12 protein-coding genes are annotated in these 13,816 nt (G+C 68.4%); 2 read left to right on the top strand and 10 right to left on the bottom strand.

From position 1 onward, the window contains the following. Positions 1-16: 16 nt before the first annotated feature. A complete protein-coding gene (locus tag ACQY4O_RS05625) occupies positions 17-877 on the top strand; it encodes an NAD(P)H-binding protein (protein ID WP_428375231.1) in 861 nt (286 codons plus the stop codon). Positions 878-931: 54 nt separating this feature from the next. On the opposite strand, the gene ACQY4O_RS05620 is transcribed toward ACQY4O_RS05625, so the two are convergent. After that, positions 932-1,720: an SDR family oxidoreductase gene (locus tag ACQY4O_RS05620; RefSeq protein ID WP_428375230.1), complete on the bottom strand. Its 789-nt coding sequence runs from the start codon at positions 1,718-1,720 to the stop codon at positions 932-934. A gap of 50 nt (positions 1,721-1,770) precedes the next feature. Here ACQY4O_RS05620 and ACQY4O_RS05615 point away from each other — a divergent pair, with 50 nt between their 5' ends. Continuing rightward, positions 1,771-2,673 carry an AraC family transcriptional regulator gene (locus ACQY4O_RS05615; protein ID WP_428375229.1) on the top strand — a complete coding sequence of 301 codons (903 nt, stop codon included), beginning with the start codon at positions 1,771-1,773 and terminating at the stop codon, positions 2,671-2,673. Between the two features lie 75 nt (positions 2,674-2,748). Here the strand turns inward: ACQY4O_RS05615 and mazG are convergent, their stop codons facing one another. The 9 genes from mazG to tmk all read right to left on the bottom strand — a co-directional run bounded on the left by mazG (position 2,749) and on the right by tmk (position 13,815). Further along, positions 2,749-3,537: a nucleoside triphosphate pyrophosphohydrolase gene (gene mazG, locus ACQY4O_RS05610; protein WP_428375228.1), complete on the bottom strand. Its 789-nt coding sequence runs from the start codon at positions 3,535-3,537 to the stop codon at positions 2,749-2,751. A gap of 77 nt (positions 3,538-3,614) precedes the next feature. After that, entirely contained in the window at positions 3,615-5,192 is a 1,578-nt protein-coding gene (locus ACQY4O_RS05605; protein WP_428375227.1) for a SpoVR family protein, read from the bottom strand. Beyond that, positions 5,189-6,505: a YeaH/YhbH family protein gene (locus ACQY4O_RS05600; RefSeq protein WP_428375226.1), complete on the bottom strand. Its 1,317-nt coding sequence runs from the start codon at positions 6,503-6,505 to the stop codon at positions 5,189-5,191. Before ACQY4O_RS05600 ends, ACQY4O_RS05605 begins: the two co-directional genes overlap by 4 nt. A gap of 19 nt (positions 6,506-6,524) precedes the next feature. Continuing rightward, the gene (locus ACQY4O_RS05595) at positions 6,525-8,471 is read right to left on the bottom strand and encodes a PrkA family serine protein kinase (protein WP_428375225.1); all 1,947 of its coding nucleotides are present in this window, start codon (positions 8,469-8,471) and stop codon (positions 6,525-6,527) included. 352 nt (positions 8,472-8,823) lie between these two features. Then, complete coding sequence (locus ACQY4O_RS05590) at positions 8,824-9,606, bottom strand: MBL fold metallo-hydrolase (RefSeq protein ID WP_428375224.1); 783 nt, start codon at positions 9,604-9,606, stop codon at positions 8,824-8,826. Between the two features lie 3 nt (positions 9,607-9,609). Next, positions 9,610-10,482 carry a TatD family hydrolase gene (locus tag ACQY4O_RS05585; RefSeq protein ID WP_428375223.1) on the bottom strand — a complete coding sequence of 291 codons (873 nt, stop codon included), beginning with the start codon at positions 10,480-10,482 and terminating at the stop codon, positions 9,610-9,612. After that, entirely contained in the window at positions 10,479-12,038 is a 1,560-nt protein-coding gene (gene metG / locus ACQY4O_RS05580; protein ID WP_428375222.1) for a methionine--tRNA ligase, read from the bottom strand. Before metG ends, ACQY4O_RS05585 begins: the two co-directional genes overlap by 4 nt. After that, complete coding sequence (locus tag ACQY4O_RS05575; protein WP_428375221.1) at positions 12,035-13,150, bottom strand: DNA polymerase III subunit delta'; 1,116 nt, start codon at positions 13,148-13,150, stop codon at positions 12,035-12,037. The genes metG and ACQY4O_RS05575 overlap by 4 nt, the downstream gene beginning before the upstream one ends. After that, a complete protein-coding gene (gene tmk / locus ACQY4O_RS05570; protein ID WP_428375220.1) occupies positions 13,147-13,815 on the bottom strand; it encodes a dTMP kinase in 669 nt (222 codons plus the stop codon). The genes ACQY4O_RS05575 and tmk overlap by 4 nt, the downstream gene beginning before the upstream one ends. Position 13,816: the final 1 nt, after the last annotated feature.

Here is a 13,816-nt window from a genome sequence, read left to right as displayed (position 1 = left end):
GTTAATGAGGACGCCCATGATCGTCGTGACTGGAGCTACCGGCCAACTCGGACGGGCCGTCGTGGAAGGGCTGCTCACCCGCATGCCCGCGGACCGGATCGTTGCCAGCGTTCGCGACCCTGCGAAGGCGGCGGCGCTCGCCGAGAAGGGCGTCCAGGTCCGCGCCGGCGACTTCGCCCAGCGTGACGGCTTGGCGATGGCGTTTGCGGGCGCCGAGCAGGTGCTGGTCGTCTCCCCGGACCAGCTCGGGGAGACGGGGCGCCGGTTGAGCCGCACGGCGATCGAGGCCGCCCGCGCGGCCGGTGCGCGCCGTGTGCTCTACACCAGCCACATGGGCACCCACGCCCACTCGCCCTTCAAGGATCACGCCGCCATCGAGGCGTTCCTGGACGAGGCAGGGCTGCCGTTCACGTCGCTGCGGCACGGCTTCTACGCCGAGAGTGCCTTCCACCTTATCGGCCGCGGCTTCGAAGCCGGCGAAATCCGTGCGCCTGAGGACGGTCCGGTGAGCTGGACCGCGCGCGCCGACCTGGCGGAGGCGGACGCGATCGTGCTCGCCGAGGCAGGACGTCTGGACGGCATCACGCCCGCATTGACCGCCCCCGAGGCGTTCACCATGGCGGAGCTAGCCGCCATCGCGTCCGAACTGACCGGGCGCGAGATCAAGCGGGTGATCGTATCCGACAAGGAATGGCTCGACGCCAAGGTGGCAGAGGGCGCTCCTGCGCCAATGGCGGAGATGCTGCTCGGGGCCTATCGGAGCGCCCGGCGCGGCGACTTCGCCGTGGTCGATCCGACGCTGCAGACGCTGCTCGGCCGGCGACCGCAAACGATGCGTGACGTGCTCGCCGCCACCCTAAAGCGCGCGGACGCCTGATCGCAGTCAGCGGCGGCGTTCAAGCGGCACTCGGAATTCGCGGCCTCTCTTTGCTCAGCCCGCTTTGGCCCAAGCCACCGCGTCGGCTCCGGCGGGAAGGCGCATCGGGCATGTCGGATCCGTCGCCGCACGCCACACCGCTTCCGCCACGTCCAGCGAACGCGTGATTTCCTGCGTCGGCTGCTGCAACCTCGCAAAAACGTCTGCTGCCATGTCGGCATAGGCCTCGGGAACGCTCATTCCCATGCGGGCGCGGGCATTGTTGCCGAAGCCGGTCTCGGGGGCCCGGCCCGGAAGGACCAAGCGCGCGCGCACGCCGAATGGCTCCAGTTCGAGCGCCAGCGACTCGGTGAACGCGTTCACCGCCGCCTTGCTGGCCGTGTAGATCGAGAGCAGGTGCAGCGGCCGCAGCGTGACGGTTGACGTCACGTTGATCACCACGCCCGAGCGCCGCGCCCTGAACTGCGGCAGCACGGCCTTGGTCATGGCGATGGTGCCGAGCGTGTTCGTCTCGAACACCTCGCGGGCCATGTCCATCGACACGCCTTCCAACGCATTGAGCAGGCCGACGCCCGCGTTGTTGACCAGCACGTCGATCGGGCCGGCCGCCTGCACGACACGCGCGATGCTGCCCGCGTCGGTGACGTCGAGCGGCAGAATCCGAAGCCGGTCGGACCGGGGCAGCACGTCCTCGCGCGGCGTGCGCATGGTGGCGATGACCGTCCACTCGCGGTCGAGGAAATAGCGCGCTGTCGCCAGGCCGAAACCGGACGAGCATCCGGTGATAAGGATGGTGTTCATGAGAACTCCAATGCGGGGATCGCAGGGTGTAGGCCGGCTCACCCGGACCCGCTACCATCGCAAGTCCGAATTTCGTTGGCGTAAGTCCGCGCATGTCAGATCCGCTCACTCAGGTCGTCGGCTTGCTGCGGCCGAGCGCCGCGTTTTCCAAGCTGGTCGTGGCAGGTGGTGCCTGGGCCGTGCGCCGCTCGGAGGCGGGGCGCCCGTTTTACTGCGCGGTGCTCGACGGTTCGTGTCGGCTCTCGATCGCCGGACAGGAGCCGACCACCCTCGAAAGCGGCGACTTCGTTCTCGTGCCTGCGGCCTGCGATTTCGCCACATCCAGTCTCGAGCCGCCGCCGGTTGGTGTCGAGGCCGAGCGGGCCGAGACGAGCCCCGGCGTGTTCCGGCTCGGCAGCCAGGATGACCCACCCGACGTCCGGATGCTGGTGGGTCACTGCGCGTTCGGCTCGGACGATGCCAACCTGCTGGTGTCGCTCCTCCCGCAGCTCGTGCATGTCCGGGGGGAAGGACGACTGACCACGCTGGTCGAACTCATGAACGAGGAAAGCCGCGGCGACCGGCCCGGTCGTGACGCGGTCCTGGGGCGCCTGCTCGAGGTCCTGCTGATCGAGGCGCTCCGCTCGACCATGGGATCTGCACCGCCGCCGGGCCTGCTGCGCGGGCTCGCGGACGACCGGATCGCGGTCGCGTTGCGGCAGATGCATGCTCGCCCGACCCGAGCCTGGACGGTGGTCGAGCTGGCGCGGGAGGCGGCACTTTCGCGGTCGACTTTCTTCGAACGGTTCAGGCGCGAGGTGGGTGTCGCGCCGATGCGATACCTGCTGGACTGGCGCATGGCGTTGGCGAAGGACCTGCTGCGCCGGGAGAGAGCCGGTATGGGCCAGGTCGCCGAACAAGTGGGCTACAGCTCGGCAAGCACGTTCAGCGTCGCTTTTGCCCGCCATGTCGGGATGCCGCCGATCCTCTATGCGCGCGGGCAGCGCACCGGGTGAGGCGCGCCCAGACTTGCGTGCGGCTCAGACTTGCGTGCGGCTCAGACTTGCGCGCGGCTCAGACTTGCGCGCGGCTCAGCGATCTTCCTCGTGCTTCACGTCGCGCCAGAGCCGCTCCATGGCGTCCAGGTCCAATTCGGAGAACGACGATCCGGCAGCTTCCGCGGCCCGTTCCATCGCCTCGAACCGGCGGCTGAACTTGAGATTGGCCTGGCGCAGGCAGGCCTCCGGCTCCAGGCCGAGCTTGCGGGCGAGGTTGGCCACGGTGAACAGGATATCGCCGAGTTCGTCGGCGAGCCGGGCAGGATCGCTTGGATGATCAGCCTGGGGCAGCTCGGCGCGTAGTTCCGCGACCTCCTCGTCGAGCTTGTCGAGGACGCGCGGCGCGTCCGGCCAGTCGAACCCGACACGCGCGGCGCGGGCGCTCAGCTTGCCGGCGCGCGCCAGGGCAGGGAGCGTGGCCGCCACGCCCGCCAGGGCGCCGGAGACCTGCCGCCGGCGGCGCTCGGCAGCCTTGCCGGCCTCCCAGAAGCCGGGTGCCACGGCCTCGTCTTTGAACACGTGTGGATGTCTGCGGACCATCTTGTCGGCGATGCAGCGCGCCACATCCGCGTAGCCGAACAGGCCGCGCTCCTCGGCCAGGCGCGCGTGATAGACCACCTGCAGCAGCAGGTCGCCGAGTTCGTCCGGCAGGGCCGTGAAGTCCTCGCGGGCGATGGCGTCGGCGACCTCGTAGGCTTCCTCGATGGTATAGGGCGCGATGCTGGCGAAGTCCTGCTGCTGGTCCCAGGGGCAGCCGGTCACCGGATCGCGCAGGGCGGCCATGATGGCGAGCAGCCGCCGGGTCTCGTCCTCAGCGTTCATGGACACCTGATTGCCGTATAATGAATATTATGCCAACTCGACTGCAGCGCCCGATCGAGCCGGCGGACGCGGCGCGGTCAATTTACCCGCAAGGGTGCTGCGCTGTGGGTCGCGAGCACGGTATCGGTCTGGGGATCGAGTTCGATCAGCTTGACCTCGTAGCCCCACAGTTCGGCCAGGTGCCGCAGCGAGGCGCGGGCGTCCTGCTCGGCGAGCAGCTGGCCCGCCTGGGTGCGGTGCTCCAGACGGAGGCAGCGGTCTCCGGACAGGTCCAGGTCGACGATCTCGATGTCGGCATAGAAGTGGCTCGGGTCGTAGCTGCGCGCCAGCGCCCGCCTGATCTCCCGGTAGCCGGCCTCGTCGTGGATGTCGTCGACCAGCAGGTACGGCTTGGAGACGTCGTCGAGCAGGCGGAACATGCGGAACCGGCGCATCACCGCGGGCGACAGGAATTGCTGGATGAAGCTCTCGTCGCGATATTCCGACCAGGCATGCTTCAGGGTGCCGATGGCGTCGTTGTTGCCGGCGATGTCCGGGAACCAGCGCCGGTCCTCTTCGGTCGGATCCGTGCAGGCCCGCGCGATGTCGCTCATCATCGCATAACCCAGCGCATAGGGGTTGAAGCTGCCGCCGCCCGGACTGTCGAAGCCCGGCTGCGTGATCACGTTGGTGGTGGAGTGGATCACCTCGAGATAGGCGGCATCGTCGATGCGGCCTTGCTCGTGCAGGCGCGACATGATCTCGGAATGCACCCAGGTGGCGCAGCCCTCGTTCATCATCTTCGCCTGCGGCTGCGGGTAGAAATACTGGGCGATCAGCCGCACGATGCGTATCACCTCCCTCTCCCACGGCGCCAGCTTCGGCGCATGCTTCTCGAGGAAGTACAGCAGGTTCTCTTCGGGCAGCCCCAGCCTGCGGCGGCGCTCGCTCTGGCTGTCGGACGCAGCCACCAGCTTGCCGGTGGGCAGCGTCCGCCAGAGGTCGTTGAAGCTGCGCTCCTCGTGCTCGCGGCGCTCGCGGTCGCGCTGCTGCTCCGCCTTGAGGTCGATCAGCTTGGCGCCGGAATGCCGGTGCACGCCCTGGTTCTGCAGCGCGTGCGCGGCATCGAGGATGCGCTCGACGGCGCGCATGCCATGGCGTTCCTCGCACCGCGCGATGTAGGAGCGGGCGAATTCGAGATAATCCAGGATGCCCGACGGGTCGGTCCATTCCCGGAAGATGCGGTTGTTGCGAAAGAAATGGTTATGCCCGAAGGCGGCATGCGCGATCACCAGCGCCTGCATGGTGGCGCTGTTCTCTTCCATCAGGTAGCTGATGCACGGGCTGGAATTGATCACCACCTCGTAGGCCAGTCCCATCAGGCCACGCCGGTAGGCGTTCTCGTGGCCCACGAAGCGCTTGCCGAACGACCAGTGCTTGTAGATCAGCGGCATGCCATGCGACGTATAGACGTCGAGCATCTGCTCGGCGGTGATCACCTCGATGCGGTTCGGATAGATCTCGAGGCGCAGCTCCTCGTCGGCGATACGCTCGATTGCATCGTAGCAGTGCCGCAGCGTGTCGAAGCTCCAGTCCGCACCCTGGTAGAGCAGGCCGCCCGGGGCTTCGGAGCCCGGCCGCCCGCCGGCTGTCGGTGTATGCGGAACATGGTTCATGACGTCGCCTCCGCCCGGCGGGCGAACAGGTCGCGGAACACCGGGAAGATATCGCGCTTCTCGGCGACCTGGCGCATGACGAGCTGGTCCATGGTCTCCGCCACCCGCTTGTAGCCGCGCCAGAGGTCGGTCTCGCCACGGATGATCGCGCCGGAGCCGACAATCTCGATATACGCGTAGTACTGAACGGCTGGCAGGATCGTGTCCTGCAGCAGCAGGCAGGATTTCGGTGTGTCCGACGCGGAGTTGTCGCCATCGGACGCCTGCGCCACATAGATGTTCCAGGCCGAAGCCGGATAGCGCAGCTTCTGTATCTTGATCATCTCGTGCAGGGCCGAAGACACGATGGTGCCCCCGGTGCGGGGATCGGTGAAGAACTTCTCCTCGTCGACCTCCTCGGCGGCTTCGGCATGGCGGATGAACACCACGTCCACCTGCTTGTGCCGCCGCTCGAGAAAGACGTGCAGCAGCAGGAAGAACTGCTTGGCGAGGTCCTTCATGCGCTCGGTCATCGAGCCCGACACGTCCATCAGGCAGAACATCACCGCGCGGGTCGAAGGCTTCGGCGTCTGGGTGAACCGGCGGTATCGCAGATCGACCGGATCGACCCAGGGAATGCGGTTGAGGCGACGCTGCGCCAGCGCGAGGTCGGCCCTGAGCCCTGCCAGCTCCTCGGCGGCCCCCAAGGCGAGCGCGCCACCTGCATCAGGTTCGCCTTCGAGCAGCGCGATGCGCGCCTCGAGGTCGCGCACCGTCTCGGTCTTCGGACGCCGCAGTCCGATACGGCGCGCCATGGAGTAGCGCATGGTCCGGCCGAGATCGAGCTGCGACGGCGAGCCTTCGCTGGCGAGGCCGGCACGGCTGCTGGCCATGGTCTCGGTGGTGGTGATCTCGCGCTTGACCAGGTCTGGCAATTCGAGATCGTCGAAGAACAGGTCGAGGAACTCGTCGCGCGTGAGCACGAAGCGGAAGCTGTCCTCGCCACCGCCGCTCTCGCCGGCCTCCCCTGCCCCGCCGCCACCGCCGCCCTTGCCGCCGGGCGGCCGCTGGATACGGTCGCCGCGCGAGAACACCTTGTTGCCCGACAGCACCAGGTCGCGGGCACCCCCGGTGAACACCCGCTGGAAGCTCGGTTCGTGCAGCGCATCGGAGGGGATCGAGATCGCGCTGCCCTGGGCCACCTCGCGCAGCTTGCCCGAGGCCACCGCATCACGCGCCGCGCGCTGCACCGCGTCTCGGGCCTTGTTCAGAACCCTCTGGCGGTTCTCCAGGTTCTTGCCGTGCGGGTTGGGGCGACGATCAATGATATCCACTTGGGAGCGGGTTCCGACCTTAAGCTGACTGCTTGACGCGCATGTACCACTCCACGAGACGCCGGACCTGCCGCTCCGTATAGCCGCGGGCGATCATCCGCTCGACGAACTGGGCATGCTTCTTCTCGCTGTCGCCGTCCTTCTTGGAGCCGAAGCTGATCACTGGCAGCAGGTCCTCGAGCTGGCTGAACATGCGCTTCTCGATGACGTCGCGCACCTTCTCGTAGGAGATCCAGGACGGGTTGGCGCCGCCGTTCTGTGCCCGCGCACGCAGCGAGAACTTGACCACCTCGTTACGGAAATCCTTCGGGTTGGCGATGCCGGCCGGCTTCTCGATCTTGGTGAGTTCGGCATTCAGCAGGTCGCGGCTCATCATCTGGCCGGTGTCGGGATCCTTGAAGTCCAGGTCCTCGATCCAGGCATCGGCATAGTCGAGATAGCGGTCGAAGACGTTCTGGCCATAGTCGTGGTAGCTCTCCAGGTACGCCTTCTGGATCTCGTTGCCGACGAACTCCGCGTAGCGCCCGGCGAGCTCGGATTTCAGGGTGGCGAGATAGTTCGCCTCCACCTCGGCGGCGAACTGCTCGCGGCGCACCGCCTGTTCCAGCACATACATCAGATGCACAGGGTCGGCGGCGATCTCGGTCGGATCGTGGTTGAAGGTTCCCGACAGCACCTTGAAGGCGAACCGGGTCGAGATCCCCTCCATGCCCTCGTCCACGCCCGCCGAGTCGCGATACTCCTGCATGGTCTTGGCCTTGGGATCGGTCTCGCGGATATTCTCGCCGTCATAGACGCGCATCTTGGCGAACTGGGTCGAGTTCGGATGCGACTTCAGCCGCGACAGCACCGCAAAGCGGGCCAGCATCTCCAGGGTGTTGGGCGCGCACGGCGCACTGCCGAGCGCCGAGCCGCTGATCAGCTTCTCGTAGATGCGCGTCTCCTCGGTGACGCGCACGCAGTACGGCACCTTGATCACGCAGACGCGGTCGAGGAAGGCTTCGTTGGTGCGGTTGTTGCGGAAGGTCTGCCACTCGGCCTCGTTCGAGTGCGCCAGGATCACCCCGGTGAACGGGATGGAGCCGATATTCTCGGTGCCGACATAGTTGCCTTCCTGCGTCGCCGTCAGCAGCGGATGCAGCATCTTGATCGGCGCCTTGAACATCTCGACGAATTCGAGCAGCCCTTGGTTGGCGCGGTTGAGGCCGCCCGAGAACCCGTAGGCGTCGGGATCGTTCTGGCTGAAGCTCTCCAGCTGCCGGATGTCGACCTTGCCGACCAGGGCGGAGACATCCTGGTTGTTGTCGTCGCCCGGCTCGGTCTTGGCGATCGCAATCTGGCGCAGCTTGGACGGGTGCAGCTTGACCACCCGGAAGCGCGACAGGTCACCGTCGAACTCCTCCAGCCGCTTCAAGGCCCAGGGGCTGGCGATGCCGGTCAGCACCCGCCGCGGGATGCCGTAGCGCCGCTGCAGGCCGTCGGCCATGCGATCGACGTCGAACAGGCCGAGCGGGCTTTCGAACACCGGGCTGATCTGGGTGCCGGCCTTGAGCACGAAGATCGACTCGCGCTCCATCAGCGACTTCAGCCGCTCGCCGAGCGAGGACTTGCCGCCGCCCACAGGACCCAGCAGGTAGAGGATCTGCTTGCGCTCCTCCAGGCCCTGGGCCGCATGGCGGAAGAATCCGACGATCCGCTCGACGGTCTCCTCCATGCCGTGGAAGTCCGAGAAGGCCGGATAGACCCGGATGGTCCGGTTCATGAAGACGCGGCCGAGCCGGGCGTCCCGCGACGTGTCGATGGTGGTCGGCTCGCCGATCGCCTTCAGCATCCGTTCGGCGGCACTGGCGTAGCAGGACGGATCCTCGGCGCAGAGCTCGAGATAGTGCGCGAGGCTCATCTCGGTTTCTCGCCGCTCCTCGCGCATCAGGGTTGCAAGGGAGAAGACGTCGTCCAGAGGCGCCATCAGGGGGTCTCCGTAGCAGGAAGGAATACCGGGCGTTGCAGCGCCAGCAGCGGCTCTTGACAGGCTGGCATATGAGGCCGACGTTCCGGCGCGCCAGTGAAGCGCACACCTGTCGAGTTCTTGAACAGGATGCGTAATTCACGGCTTGCTTTCGCGCTCGTGCGCCCGAAAGCGTGAAGAGATTGCGTCGTCTGGCGCCTTGTGATGGGCACGCTCCTTCGCAGTTGCACCGGAAGATCAAATGTCAGGCGGCGGCATTTGCGAGGCTATCGCTGTGCACAAGCGCTATTCAACTAAATTGCACGTTCACTTCTCGTATTCCGCCGCGTCGCGACATGGCGTGGCTTTGCGATCATAGCCGGATCTGCATCCCATCGAAGGCCGCCTCAACCCCAGGCTGCAAATTCGATGCCATCCACCCCCAGTCCAGGTCGGTGCCCATGTGGGTGAGGATCGTGCGCCGGATGCCCAGACGCCAGGCCCACTGCGCGACCAGGGTGGGGTGTGCGTGCGCAGGATGTGGCGCGCGCTGGAAGCAGCCGACCACCCAGGTATCGACCCCCCGAAGCGCCTGCAGCGCCGGCTCGTCGAGTTCCATCACGTCGGTCGAGTAGGCAAAGCCGCCGATTCGCAGGCCAAGCGTGATGCTGCGGCCATGCACCTGCTCGAACAGCGCGAACCGCATGCCCTCGATGTCGGCCCGGCCGGGTGTCACCGGGCGCGGCACCAGCACCGGCCGGTAGAACCCGGGCGGCGACCACGGCCGGAAGGCGTAAGCGAACCGGCCCTCGATCTCGCCGAGCACCGCGCGCGTGCCGAAGACGTCGAGCGGCCGCCCGACGAGACGGTTCAGGCCCCGGATATCGTCTAGGCCGGCGACATGGTCTGCGTGCGCGTGGGTATAGAACAGGGCGTCAATCCGGCCGATCCCACAGGCGAGCAACTGCTGGCGCATCTCCGGGCCGGTATCGACCAGCACCCGCCGCCCCTCGTCGCTCTCGATCACGATCGAAGAGCGAGTGCGCCGGTTGCGCGGCTCGTCCGGGTCGCAGACGCCGTAATCGCCATGTCCGTCCGGGCCGCCCAGCATCGGCACCCCGGCCGAGCCGCCGCAGCCCAGGATCAGGACCCGCATGGCCTACCGCAAGACCGCAGCGCCGGCCGGGGGCGCCCCGGCGGCCGTCACGCCGCGCGCTGCCGCGCGCCGGAACAGCCTGAAGAAGTTGGCCGTGGTCAGATCGGCGAGCGCTGCCGCCCCCAGTCCCCGCACCGTCGCCAGCGTTGCCGCGGTATGCGCGACATAGGCGGGCTCGTTGCGTCGGCCGCGCCACGGCACCGGCGCCAGGTAGGGCGCGTCGGTCTCCACCAGCAGGCGATCCGCGGGCAGCGACGCGGCGATCTCCCGCAGGGCGTGTGACTTCGGAAAGGTCAGGATGCCCGAAAAGCTGATCGAGCCGCCGAGTGCCACGCCGCATTGGGCCAATTCGAGGCCGGAGCTGAAGCAATGCAGCAGGAAGGGAAAGGCGCCGCCGGTTTCATGCTCGTCGCGCAGGATGCCGATCATGTCGGCGTCAGCGTCGCGCGCATGGATCACCAGCGGCAGACCGGTCGCGCGCGCCGCCCGCGCATGCAACCGGAAGCTGTTCTGCTGGGCCGGACGCATCGCGGGAGCGCCGTGCCAGTAGTCCAGTCCCGACTCGCCGATGCCGATCACGCCCTCGCTCTCGCAGAGCGTCGTCAGCGCCGGCAGATCCGGCAACGCCTCCTCGTCGACATGGTCGGGATGGGTGCCGAGCGTACACCAGATCGCAAGGCCGGGGCGAGACCGGCGGGTGAGTTCGATCTGGCGCGGCGCCTCGGACAGCCGGGTGCCGATCGTGACCATGCCGGCCACGCCGGCCGCCGTGGCACGGTCCAGCAGGTCGGCGAGCTCGTCCGTCTCGAACCGGTCGAGATGACAATGACTATCAATCAGCGCCGTATCAATCAGGGGCGTATCAATCGGGCTCATCCGTCGGCCGGCTCGACATGACGCGGGAAGATGCCCACCGGCTGCGGCAGAAGCGAGCCGGCCGGCAGCCCGGTCGAAAGATCGGCGAGCCGGCGGGCACCAGCGGGAACGCCGAGCTGGTCCAGCATCGCCGCCATGCTCGACGGCATGAACGGCTGCAGCACGGTCGCCAGCGTGCGCAGCGTATCGACCAGCACGCGCAGCACCGCCGCCATCCGAGGCGGGTCGGTGCGCTTCAGCGCCCAGGGCGCCTGCCGGTCGATATAGCCGTTGCTGGCCCGCACCACGCGCCAGACCTCCTCGAGCGCCTCGTGCAGCGCCTGGCGGCGGATCTGCTCGCGCATCAGGCCGGGCAGCGCCGCGGCCTGCTCCAGCAGGGCCGCGTCGGCATCCTGCAGCGTCCCCCGCTTCTGTAGCACCGGCTCCGGCAGTCGGCCGTCCAGGTTGCGCGCCACCAGAGAAAGCGTGCGCTGGGCGAGGTTGCCGAGGTCGTTGGCCAGCTCGATGTTCAGTCGCCCGATCAGCGCCCTGCGGCTGAAATCGCCGTCGCTGCCGAACGGCACCTCGCGCAGCAGGAAGTAGCGCACCGGATCGACGCCGAACTCCGCGACGAGCGCCCGCGGTTCCACGACGTTGCCGACCGACTTGCTCATCTTCTCGCCGTCGATGGTCCACCAGCCATGTGAATACACCCGTCGCGGCAGCTCGAGGCCGGCCGCCATCAGGAAGGCCGGCCAGAACACCGCGTGGAACCGGACGATCTCCTTGCCGACCAGGTGCAGGTCGGCCGGCCAGTACGGCCAGCGCGCATTGCCGGGCCCGGTGTCCGGGTAGCCCAGCGCGGTGATGTAGTTCACCAGCGCGTCGCACCAGACATACATCACATGCGCCGGATCGTCCGGCACCGGCACGCCCCAGGTGAAGCTGGTGCGGCTGATCGACAGGTCCCTGAGGCCCTGGCGCACGAAGCTGATGACCTCGTTGCGGCGCGCCGTCGGCCCGATGAAGTCCGGGTTCGCGTCATAGTATGCGAGCAGCCGGTCCTGCCACGCCGACAGCCGGAAGAAATAGGACGGCTCGCGCACCAGCTCGACCAGGGCGCCGCTGGGCGCGGTGCGGCTGCCGTCCGGCTGCAGCGTCAGCTCGTCCTCGCCGTAGAAGCTCTCGTCGCGCAGCGCGTACCAGCCCTCGTAGGCACCGAGATAGATCTGCCCGGACGCACGCATCCGCCGCCAGAGGGCTGCACAGGCCTCCAGGTGACGCGGCTCGGTCGTGCGGATGAAGTCGTCGTACGAGATGTCGAGCGCGTCGGCCATCGCCCGGAAATCCGCCGACACCTGGTCGACGAAAAGCTGCGGCGGCAGGCCGGCGGCGATGGCGGCCTGCTCGACCTTCTGGCCGTGCTCGTCGGTGCCGGTCAGGAAGAACACGTCGTGCCCGTCGAGCCGGTTCCAGCGCGCCATCACGTCTGCCGCGATCGAGGTGTAGGCATGCCCGACATGCGGCGAGCCGTTCACGTAATAGATCGGGGTCGTGATGGTGTATCGCTGGGTCATGGTCTGCTCAACAGGCCCACTCTGCTCAAAAGGTCCAGGCCGGTCAGCAGCGACTGGCGCTTATCCAGGTTCAGGGCTTCGGTCTCGGTGCGCAGACCGGCCAGCTGGCTGCAGACCTCCACCCAAGGGTTGGTGACCCAAGGATTTGGCGTGCCCGTCGGACCGTCAATTGGAACGGCGCCCGACGCGGCGGGTTCTTCCGTCCGGACGCGACGACGCTCGTCGGCTCGCGCGGTTGCCGAGATGCGCTCCGACAGCAAGTCGATGAAGGTCGAGAAGCCGTTCTCGCGTCGCAGGATGCTGTCGGCGAGCTCATAGGCCCAGATGCCGGCCGGCCGCGGGCTGGCGTCGAGCACGTCCCGCGCCAGGCGGGACAGCGCCAGCCCGTCCTCGGCGGCGAGCAGCACCGCCCGACCCGGTGCGCCCCTGGCCAGCCCGACCAGGTCCTGTCGCTCGTCATCGGCCAGACCGGGCAGCAGCACCGCGAGCGCGCGCCGCATCGTCGCCGGGTCCAGCGAGGCCAGACGCAGGGTCCGGCAGCGGCTGCGCAGGGTCGGCAGCACGCGGCCGGCGGCGCTCGCGATGAGCAGGAACACGGTGCGCTCGGGCGGCTCCTCGATCAGCCGCAGCAAGGCGTTGGCGGCATTCCGGTTCGCAAGATCCAGCCCGTCGACGATGACCACCCGCCAGCCGCCCATGGCAGCGGTCCGGTGCAGGAAGCTTGCCACCGCGGCCACATCCTCGATCACGATCTCCTGGCGCAGGCGCTTCGGCCGGTCCTCGGTCGACCTGGCACTGGACGCCGTGCGCTCGACGACCAGCAGGTCCGGGTGGGTTCCGGCGGCAATCCGGCGCGATGCGGCCTCCGGCTCGCCACCGGCCAGGACAGTGCGCGCGATCCGGTAGGCCAGCGTCGCCTTGCCGACACCGCCCGGTCCGCTGATCAGCCAGGCATGATGCAGGCGCCCCGCGTGCCAGGCGCGCGTGAAGCTGGCCAGCGCGTCGTCGTGGCCGAACAGCGTCGTCGCCCCACGGGGCGCGCCGAACAGAGCCGTCGCCCCGCGGGGCGCGCCGAGCAACGTCGTCGCCTCGCGGGGCCCGGTGCCGCTCACTGGCGCCCGGGCGCCGCCGCCCCCTCCTGGAGCGGGCCATCCCGGAGCAGCGCCTGCACCGCCGCGACCATCCGGCGCTGCACCGCCTCGACCGGGTCGCCGGCGGCGATCAGGCGGCAACGCGCCGGATCCGCCGCCGCGATGGTCCGGTAGCCGGCGGCGACCCGCTCGTGGAAGGCTTCGTCGAGCCGCTCGTAGCGGTCGTCATCCTGCCCGCGCAGGCGCACCCGGCGACGGCCCTCCGCGCGCCGGACATCCAGCATCAGGGTCAAGGCGGGACGGACGTCGAGCAGCGCGGTCAGGCGGGCGATGAAGTCGAGCACCGCCGGGTCGCCCCGGGCAAGGCCGTAGCCCTGGTAGGCCAGCGTCGAGTCGGTGAACCGGTCGCACAGGACCAGCCGCCCTGACGCGAGGGCCGGCTTGATCGTGCTGTCGACATGGTCGATGCGGGCGGCGAAATGCGCCATCGCTTCGGCACGCAGGCTGAGGCCATGGTCGCGGCCGAGCAGGAAGCCGCGGAGCGCCTCCGCACCGGGCGCGCCGCCCGGCTCGCGGGTGCGCAGCACGCTGCAGCCCAGCTGCTCCAGCGCCGCCGCAAGCAGGGCGGACTGCGTGGTCTTGCCTGCCCCCTCGCCGCCTTCGATGGTGACGAGCAGCCCGCTCACT

The sequence above is a fragment of the Lichenicoccus sp. genome (genome assembly GCF_965277665.1).
Taxonomy (GTDB): domain Bacteria; phylum Pseudomonadota; class Alphaproteobacteria; order Acetobacterales; family Acetobacteraceae; genus Lichenicoccus.
This window is presented reverse-complemented; position numbering and strand designations above follow the sequence as displayed.

Bases quoted from the DNA above. Each gene is read 5' to 3' on its own strand.
- ACQY4O_RS05625 (WP_428375231.1), top strand. From the start codon at position 17: ATGATCGTCGTGACTGGAGCTACCGGCCAACTCGGACGGGCCGTCGTG.
- ACQY4O_RS05615 (WP_428375229.1), top strand. From the start codon at position 1,771: ATGTCAGATCCGCTCACTCAGGTCGTCGGCTTGCTGCGGCCGAGCGCC.
- mazG (WP_428375228.1), bottom strand. From the start codon at position 3,537: ATGAACGCTGAGGACGAGACCCGGCGGCTGCTCGCCATCATGGCCGCC.
- ACQY4O_RS05605 (WP_428375227.1), bottom strand. From the start codon at position 5,192: ATGAACCATGTTCCGCATACACCGACAGCCGGCGGGCGGCCGGGCTCC.
- ACQY4O_RS05595 (WP_428375225.1), bottom strand. From the start codon at position 8,471: ATGGCGCCTCTGGACGACGTCTTCTCCCTTGCAACCCTGATGCGCGAG.
- ACQY4O_RS05590 (WP_428375224.1), bottom strand. From the start codon at position 9,606: ATGCGGGTCCTGATCCTGGGCTGCGGCGGCTCGGCCGGGGTGCCGATG.
- ACQY4O_RS05585 (WP_428375223.1), bottom strand. From the start codon at position 10,482: ATGAGCCCGATTGATACGCCCCTGATTGATACGGCGCTGATTGATAGT.
- metG (WP_428375222.1), bottom strand. From the start codon at position 12,038: ATGACCCAGCGATACACCATCACGACCCCGATCTATTACGTGAACGGC.